Source organism: Nostocoides sp. (genome assembly GCF_035343835.1).
GTDB lineage: Bacteria > Actinomycetota > Actinomycetes > Actinomycetales > Dermatophilaceae > Nostocoides_A > Nostocoides_A vanveenii.
Map to the genome: position 1 here is coordinate 1 of NZ_DAOQZV010000143.1, position 8063 is coordinate 8063.

Genomic DNA, 8063 nt, shown 5'->3' on the forward strand with positions numbered 1-8063 from the left:
GGCCAATGCGATCACCGGCTGCCCGCTGGCGCTGGCCGTGCGCGACGCGTGGCGGGCGCAGTCGCCGAGCATCGGCGCGTCGCTGACTTTGCAGGTCACCGACCCGTTGAGCGGCGAGAAGCTGGCGATCCGCTGCCTCGGCCGGCCGCCGATCGTGTGCATGGGGAGCAACGACCGGCTGATCTATCTCTACTGACTCGTGGGGCTTCGCCGAGCCGTTGTCGGTGCTCTCGGCAAGACTGGGGCGCATGAACAGCACCAAGCAGGGGAGCCCCAGGGGGCGCTGCACCATCATCCCGCCGCACATTCTCGAGCGGCTGGCCCAGTCCGGCGATATCGTCGTCGCCGCCGCCGCGCGCGAGGCCTTGATCGACATCGACCAAGGCCTGCTCGCCCGTCGGGCGCACGGGCGCGGCGAGACGGCCGCGACGGGCAAGAAGCGCCTGACACCCGGGACCATCGAGGGTGGGCCGGTGCGGTTGATCAGCGACGCCAAGTCGAGCAACCGGCTTCCCGGCACCACGGTGCGGGGCGAGGGCGACCCGGCGACCGGTGACGACGCCTGCGACGAGGCGTATGACGGGCTGGGTGCGACATGGACGCTCTACGCCCAGGCCTTCGAACGCAACTCCCTGGACGGTAAGGGCCTGCCGCTGCGCGCGAGCGTGCATTACGGGCGCGACTACGACAACGCCTTTTGGGACGGCACCCAGATGGTCTTCGGCGACGGGGACGGCAAGATCTTCGGCCGGTTCACGGCCAGCCTCGACGTCATCGGGCACGAGTTGGCCCATGGCGTCACCGAGCACACGGCCGGCCTGATGTATCAGGGGCAGCCGGGCGCGCTGAACGAGTCGATGTCCGATGTCTTCGGCTCGCTGGTCAAGCAGCGCGAGTTGGGCCAGGACGCCGCCGGCGCCGACTGGCTGATCGGTGCCGAGCTGCTGATCGGCGAGCTCGCCGGTCAGGCGCTGCGATCGATGAAGGCGCCGGGCACGGCATACGACAATCCGGTGCTGGGCAAGGACCCCCAGCCCGCGCACATGCGCGACTATGTCGACACCGACGACGACCACGGCGGGGTGCACATCAACTCGGGCATTCCCAACAAGGCGTTCTACCTGGCCGCGACGGCGCTGGGTGGCAACTCCTGGGAGGCGCCGGGGCACATCTGGTATGCCGCGCTGACCGGCACCGCGATCGCCGCGGACTGCGATTTCGCCACCTTCGCCCGGCTCACCCAGGACGCGGCGATCGGCCTGTATGGCGCGGACTCGCCCGAACTGGCCGCAGTCACGGCGGCGTGGAGCGAGGTGGGCGTGCTCGAGGCGGCCCCCTCGGGGCCGGGCTCGCCGGAGCCCGGTGATCCGCCCGCCCCGACGGGCGAGAGTGTGGTCGCGGTGACCCGCAGCGGCGGCTTTGCCGGGCGCACGGTGCGCCGGGAGGTCGCCCTGGACAATCTGCCCAAACGCGATGCGAAGGCCTGGAACCGGGTGCTGAGCAGCGACACCTTGCAGGTGATTGAGACCCGAGCAGCCGCTGCTCCTGAGCGCTCCCAGCCCGACCGCTTCTGCTACGGCGTGGCCTGCGATCTGCCCCGCGTGGACGTGAGCATTCCCGAGCAGCACCTGCCCGACGATCTGCGACAACTCTTCGATCGCACATTGACCGACGAGTCGTGAGCGGTCCGGGTCCCGTGGTCAGGAGGCGGTGATCACGGGTCTCTTCGCCACGCCCGCCTCGATCAGTCGCAAGTGCAGGGTAGGGGCGAGCGCGTTGATAAAGGTCTTGGTCAGGTGTGACCCTGCGCGATAGAGCAGGATGTGGTCGAGCACCGGCGGGCAGGTCGCCGTCGTCGGGCAGACGACGTCATTCATCGTCACGAAGACGGCGTCCGGCACCTGCTGGGCGATGGCGCGCAGCGCCGGCGTGCCCGACCCGTCGTTTTTGCGGAACGAGCAATCGGCGACATAGTCCGTCGCCGCTCGCAGGCAGTCGAACATCGAACTCGTGCCCCGTTGCGGGGTGTCGGCGAGCAGCACCGCCCGCGTGCCGAGAGCCGTATGCAGCTCGGTCAGCAGCGCGCTCTCCGAGCGGATCACCGGGTCGGTGCGCGAGATGTGCGAGGAAAAGATGAGCTTCGGCTTCTCCTCATCCCGCAACTGGGTGAAGACCCGCTCGACGAAGCGCGAACAGTTCGTCTGATCCGCCTCGGTCGCGAATGGGCAGGAACTGCGCGAATAGAACAGCAGCCGCCAGTGCTCGACCTCGGCGATCCGCTGGAGGGCCGGCATCCATTGGCCGATCTTGGAGTCCCCGACGATCGCCACCGGTAGGCCATGTGGGTCGCCGTAGACGCACCGGCCGGCAGGGGGTGGCGTGTCGACGTCCGCGGCGAAGCGGCACCCATCGCGGTAGTAGTCGGGCTCGTCGGCCAAGGCCGCTCCACCGCTGGGGTGATACTCGCCCGAGCGGGTGGGCACCGACGGCGCGGCGACCGTCACGGTCGGGCTCTGACTGCCGCCCGAGACCACGGGGCTGGTGGTGCAGGATCCGAGAGCGACCACCGTCGCAAGGAAGGCAACCGCCAGCCGGTGAACGCCCCGCCAGGCGGCCGTCACGGCAGGTCGAGGACCAGGCGGCGATCGCGTTGCGCAGCGAGGAAGAACTCCTTGACCTCATCCAGCGAAGCCGTCCACGACCCGCCGGTACGCAACCGGACCGACGCCGTGCGCTCCTCTATCTCGCGGCCACCGACAACGATGGTCACCGGGACCTTGCGCATCGAGTGGGTCCGGATCTTGGCCTGCATACGGGCGTCGGAGACGTCGGCCTCGGCGCGCAATCCGGCGGCATACAGCTCGTCGGCGACCGCCTGCGCGCCCTCGTCGAAGGTGTCGGTGACCGGAACGACGACGATCTGCTCGGGGGCCAGCCAGAAGGGGAAGGCGCCGGCATACTGCTCGGTCAAGAACGAGACGAACCGCTCGTGCGAGCCGAGCGGCGCCCGGTGGATGACGATCGGGGTCTTCTCGGTGCCGTCCGAGGCCTTGTAGGACAAGCCGAACTGGCGCGGGGTGTAGAGGTCGACCTGGTTGGTCGACGCGGCGAACTCCCGCCCGGTGACCGACTTGATGATGAAGTCGATCTTGGGGCCGTAGTGCGCCGCGCCGCCCACATCGAGGACGAACGGGATGCCGGACTTCTCCATCGCGCCACGCGTGATCGCCTCAGCACGCTGCCACATCTCTTCGTCGTCGTGGTATTTGTCGGTGTTCTCCGGATCCCGGACGGCGAGCACCATGTGGAAGTCGGTGATGCCGAGGGCCTGGTAGTACATCTCGTGCATCCGCATGACCTCGAGGAACTGCTCCTCGGCCTGCTCGTCGGTGCAATAGATGTGCGCGTCGTTCTGGGTGAACCCGCGGGTCCGCATCAGGCCCTGGAGTTGCCCGGACTTCTCGAAGCGATAGACGGTGCCGTATTCGCCGACCTTGTAGGGCAGGTCGCGATAGGACTTCGGTCGCGCCCGGTAGACCATGTGGTGATGCGGGCAGTTCATCGGCCGCAGATAGTAGGTCTCGTCCTCGATCGAAATTGGGGCGTACATATCGTCGGCGTAGTAGGGCAGGTGGCCGGAGAGGAAGTAGAGGTCCTCCTTGGCCAACTGCGGGGTCACGACCCGCTTGTAGCCCAGTGACCGCTCGGTCTCGCGCGCCCACTTCTCCAACTCGTCGCGCACGATGGTGCCATTGGGCAGCCACAGCGGCAGTCCCTTGCCGATGTGCTCATCGAAGGTGAACAGGTCGAGCTGCTCGCCGAGCTTGCGGTGGTCGCGCTTGAGGCGCTCCTCCCGTTCGGTCAGATAGGTCTTGAGCGCCTTGCGGTCGAGGAAGGAGGTCCCGTAAATCCGTTGCAGCTGAGGGCGCTTCTCATCGCCTCGCCAGTAGGCCGCCGCTGCGTGGGTCAAGGTGAAGACGCCCAGGTATTTGGTGTCGAGCACGTGCGGACCGCGGCACAGGTCGGTCCACTGGCGCTCGCCGGCATACGAGAGGTTGTCGTAGTAGGAGAGCGCGTCATCGCCATAGGGGTCGCCCTCGAAGCGCCAGGGCACGGGATGGGTCGCGATGAGTTCCTGCTTCAGCGGCTCCTCGGTGGCCTCCGCCTCGGCGGCGCCGACGCTGGCCAACACGCGACGGCGGAAGAGCTGACCCTCGCCGACGATGCGGCGCATCTCCTCCTCCAGGACCGCCAGGTCGTCCGGGGTGAAGTTGTGATCGGTGAGGAAGTCGTAATAGAAACCCTCGGCAGTCGGCGGGCCGATGCCTAGGCGCGCGCTGGGGAAGAGGTTCTGCACCGCCTGCGCCATGATGTGGGTCGTCGAGTGACGGATGATCGCCAGGCCGGCCGCCGAATTGCGCTGGATCAGCTCGGCCTCGGTGTCGGTCTCGGGGATCCAGGTCAGGTCGCGCTCGACGCCGTCATCGGTCTTGACCGCGATGACGCCGGTGGGGCCGTTGAGCAGGATGTTTTGCTCGGTCAGCGTGTCGACGACGGACGTGGCGGCGGGCAGGAGCAAGCGACGGTTTGCCGCGTCCGACATGACCGGCACCCCTTTCGATGGGTTGGCGAGAACGCTCAATCTTAAGGTTGGCTCCGGCACATCGAGACGCGGCATCTGGCCTGGTGGATCATTTCGGCGGGTGTTCATCACTCCCCGACGGGCCAGTGCTGGATGTCGACGCCGGGCATGGGGAAGTCTTTGGGGCTACCCGTGGCCGGGGGTGCGCCGGCGAGATGAGCCGCGGCGGCGATCAGGCAATCGGCTTGCCAGAGGGTCTTGCCCAGCGCCGCGTAGGTGCGGCGCCACGTGCCAGCGATCCACGCCGCTTCCGCGGTAATGGGCATGACGATCAGGCCGGAGGCCAGCTGCTGTGCGGCCACCTCCTCGGGTGGCCGCAAACCACGGACGATCTCCTCGATGTTGATGGCCGTCGTGGCGGCGCGCACGCCACGTTCGGCAAGTGCGGTGACGCGTTCTGCGGCTGGCCGCCCACGCAGATGGTCGATGAGCACCGTCGTGTCGAGAAAGAGCAGCACCGATCAGCCCGCCCGGCGCGCATCCGCGTGCCGGCCGGCCCGCACCCACGCGGCTGGGTCGTCATCCCACTCGTGGGGGCCACTGTCGCGAAGGACGCCCGCAGACGACCGCAACGCCTCGCCGCGCCGCGCATCGTCGAGAGCCTTGATGACCGCACGCCGAACGAAGGCCGATCGCTCGCGTGGACCGGCAAGCCGGTCGACCTCGGCGACGAGGTCGTCGTTGAGCTCTATGTGCATTCTCATGTGTAAACGCTAGCCCGAACAATTTTACCCACGGGGGAATTTGTCACTGACCGAGCGGCGGCAGGTCGCGCTCGAAGAGCCAGGGCCGCAGCTCCGGGACTGGCCGGCCGAGATAGGCCTCGATATGCGCCAGAAAGGCCTCGGTCGACACATTGCCGCCCGAGCGGGCGGCGACCCAGGTGCGCAGGATGGCGAAGAAGCTGGCATCGCCCACGGCCTGCCGGAGCGTGTGCACGGTGAGGGCGCCGCGCTTGTAGACCCAGTCGTCGAACATCGCCCGCAGCCCCGGATCGGTGAGCGTATGCCCGCGCGGCGGCAGCGCGAGACGGCTGTAGTGGTCCGCCGCGTGCTCGCTCGCAGGCGGGCCGCCGGCGGCCTCCGACCACAGCCACTCGGCGTAACACGCGAAGCCCTCGTGCAGCCAGATGTCGCGCCAGTCGGCGGCCGTCAGGGCGTTGCCGAACCATTGGTGAGCGAGTTCGTGCGCGACCAGTCGTTCGTTCTCCCAGGCCGGGGCCGCGTGGTTGCGCCCAAAACTGGAGAGCGCCTGCGCCTCCAAGGGGATCTCCAGCGGGTCGTCGGTCACGACCGCGGTGTAGGTAGCGAATGGGTAGGGCCCGAAGCGGGAGATGAACGCGGCGACCATCTCCCCCTGCCGGGCGAAAGCCGACCCGGCCCCCACATCCAGCCCAGCCGGCGCGACGATCGCGACGGGGACGGGCGCTGGGACGGGGCGAACGGCATACTGGCCGATCTGCACGGTGGCGAGATAGGTCGCGGTGGGCTCGTCGTGGGCATACGTCCACGCGGTGCGCCCCGAGCGCGTATGCCGTTTCTTCAGCACCCCGCCCGCGGCGACGTGGTAGCCGGCCTCGGTCGTGACGGTGATCGCGAAGGGGGCCTTGTTGCTCGGCCGGTCGTTGCACGGAAACCAGGATGGCGCGCCGTGCGGCTGGGAGCCGACGAGGACGCCATCGGTGAGTTCCTCCCAGCCGGCGCGTCCGTGCGCGCCGGGCATCGGGCGGGGCTTGCCGGCATACGCCACGTCGATCTCGAAGCGGGCGCCGTGCTGCTGGCTGGTGCGGACGATCAGCCGACTGCCGCGCTGGGCGAATTTGACCGGCCTGCCGCCGACCCGGACGCGCGAGACGTGGAGGTTGTAGAGGTCGAGGGCGATCTCGTTCAGGTCGGTCAGGGCCTCGGCGGTGATGACCGCCGTGCCGACGAGGTGATTGGTCGCGACCTTGTAGTCGAGGGTCAGGCCGTAGTGCCGGGCTGCGAAGCGGACGTCGCCGTGGGTGGGCAGATAGCTGTCCGGGGCGGGCAGGGGCGGGTGGGGCACGAGGGGATTTTCGCTCATGGGTCGCGGTGATCAGTGCCCGGGGCGCGTGGGGATGTCGGGCTCGGCCAAGATCGCGGCGAGTTCGCCGATGTGGTCGTGCTCCTGGCTCCAGGGGCTGATCGGGTTGCCGATCCACCGCGACTTGTCCGGCACTGACTCCCCGCGCATCACCAGCGAGGCCGGCCCGATGGTCGCGTGCCGTCCCAGGGTGGCGGCCGGCAGGACGACGCTATTTGGGCCGAGGGTCGAGCCGGCGCGCAGGGTGACGGTGTCGAGGCTGAGCACCCGGTCGTGAAAGAGGTGCGTCTGCACCACGCAGCCCTGCCCGACCGTCGCGCCATCGCGCAGGTCGATCAGATCGGGCTCGGGCAGCCAGTAGGTCTCGCACCACACGCCGGCGCCGACCCGGGCTCCGAGGGTGCGCAACCAGAGGTTGAGCACCGGCGTGCCGGTCGTCGCCCTGGCGAACCAGGGCGCGGCAATCACCTCGGTGAAGGTGTCGGCGAGTTCATTGCGCCAGACGAAAGAACTCCACAGCGGGTGATCCCCGGGCCGGACCTTGCCCACGAGCAGCCATTTGGCAGCGGTTGTCAGGGCGGCGGCGATTGCGCCGACGGTCATGAGAACCACGCCTGAGAGGGCAGCGGCGAGTGGCCAGCCCTTGCCCGTCAGCGCCCAGAGCGCGGCGACCGTCACCAGGGCGAGGGCCACGGCGAGGCATTGCGGGATGAAACGGCAAGCCTCTACCAGGGCGCGCGCCACCCGCAGGTGGGTCGGCGGGTGGAAGGTGCGCTGCTGGTCGACCTCGCCCGGGGCGCGGCGCAGTTGCTCCGGTGGTGAGCCGACCCAGGACGTGCCGGCCTTCGCCTCGCGCTTGCGGGGGGCGGCGGACAGGACGGCGACCAGGCCGGCCTTGGGCACCTTGCGGCCGGGGGCAGCCATGCCGGAGTTGCCGACGAAGGCGTGCTTGCCGACCTTGACCTCGTCCACCCGTAGCCAACCGCCGCCGAGTTCATAGCCGCCGATGAGGGTGTCGTCGGCGAGGAAGGCGCCTTGACCGACGGTCGTCAGCTTGGGAATGAGCAGCACCGTGGACGCCTCGACGTCCGGGCCGAGCCGGGCGCCGAGGGCCCGCAGCCAGGAGGGTGTCAGTGCGCTGGAGTACAACGGGAACAACCAGGTCCGTGCCTCGTCGAGGAGGCGGATCGTCGACCAGGCCTGCCAGGCCTGGCGGCCCTGCACGGGATGGGTGCCCGGGGTCAGCCCCCAGCCCAGCAGCCGCACGAGAAGGAGGATCATCAACGCCAGAGTGACAAATCCCGTCAGCGTCCCGACCGGCAGCCACCACGCCGCCGCGGCGAGGGCAGCCCCCGCC

Annotated in this window: 8 protein-coding genes; 2 read left to right on the top strand and 6 right to left on the bottom strand. The window is 69.0% G+C overall.

The genetic code is table 11. The features are described 5' to 3' along the window. Both PKH97_RS10800 and PKH97_RS10805 read left to right on the top strand, forming a co-directional pair. Window positions 1-196 (top strand): hypothetical protein (locus PKH97_RS10800; RefSeq protein ID WP_324387417.1); only part of this gene is annotated, 196 nt, incomplete at its 5' end. A 52-nt stretch (window positions 197-248) separates the two neighbouring features. After that, window positions 249-1682: a protealysin inhibitor emfourin gene (locus PKH97_RS10805; protein ID WP_324387418.1), complete on the top strand. Its 1434-nt coding sequence runs from the start codon at window positions 249-251 to the stop codon at window positions 1680-1682. An 18-nt stretch (window positions 1683-1700) separates the two neighbouring features. Here the strand turns inward: PKH97_RS10805 and PKH97_RS10810 are convergent, their stop codons facing one another. From PKH97_RS10810 to PKH97_RS10835, 6 genes are all read right to left on the bottom strand, one after another. Further along, on the bottom strand, window positions 1701-2621 hold the full coding sequence (locus PKH97_RS10810; RefSeq protein ID WP_324387419.1) for an SGNH hydrolase domain-containing protein: 921 nt from the start codon (window positions 2619-2621) through the stop codon (window positions 1701-1703). Continuing rightward, on the bottom strand, window positions 2618-4603 hold the full coding sequence (gene thrS, locus PKH97_RS10815) for a threonine--tRNA ligase (RefSeq protein ID WP_324387420.1): 1986 nt from the start codon (window positions 4601-4603) through the stop codon (window positions 2618-2620). Before thrS ends, PKH97_RS10810 begins: the two co-directional genes overlap by 4 nt. 107 nt (window positions 4604-4710) lie before the next feature. Then, entirely contained in the window at window positions 4711-5100 is a 390-nt protein-coding gene (locus PKH97_RS10820) for a PIN domain-containing protein (RefSeq protein WP_324387421.1), read from the bottom strand. A gap of 3 nt (window positions 5101-5103) precedes the next feature. Further along, entirely contained in the window at window positions 5104-5346 is a 243-nt protein-coding gene (locus tag PKH97_RS10825; protein ID WP_324387422.1) for a type II toxin-antitoxin system VapB family antitoxin, read from the bottom strand. Between the two features lie 43 nt (window positions 5347-5389). Beyond that, on the bottom strand, window positions 5390-6706 hold the full coding sequence (locus tag PKH97_RS10830; RefSeq protein WP_324387423.1) for a M1 family metallopeptidase: 1317 nt from the start codon (window positions 6704-6706) through the stop codon (window positions 5390-5392). A gap of 12 nt (window positions 6707-6718) precedes the next feature. After that, a partial coding sequence (locus tag PKH97_RS10835) for a Pls/PosA family non-ribosomal peptide synthetase (RefSeq protein ID WP_324387424.1) occupies window positions 6719-8063 on the bottom strand: 1345 nt, incomplete at its 5' end.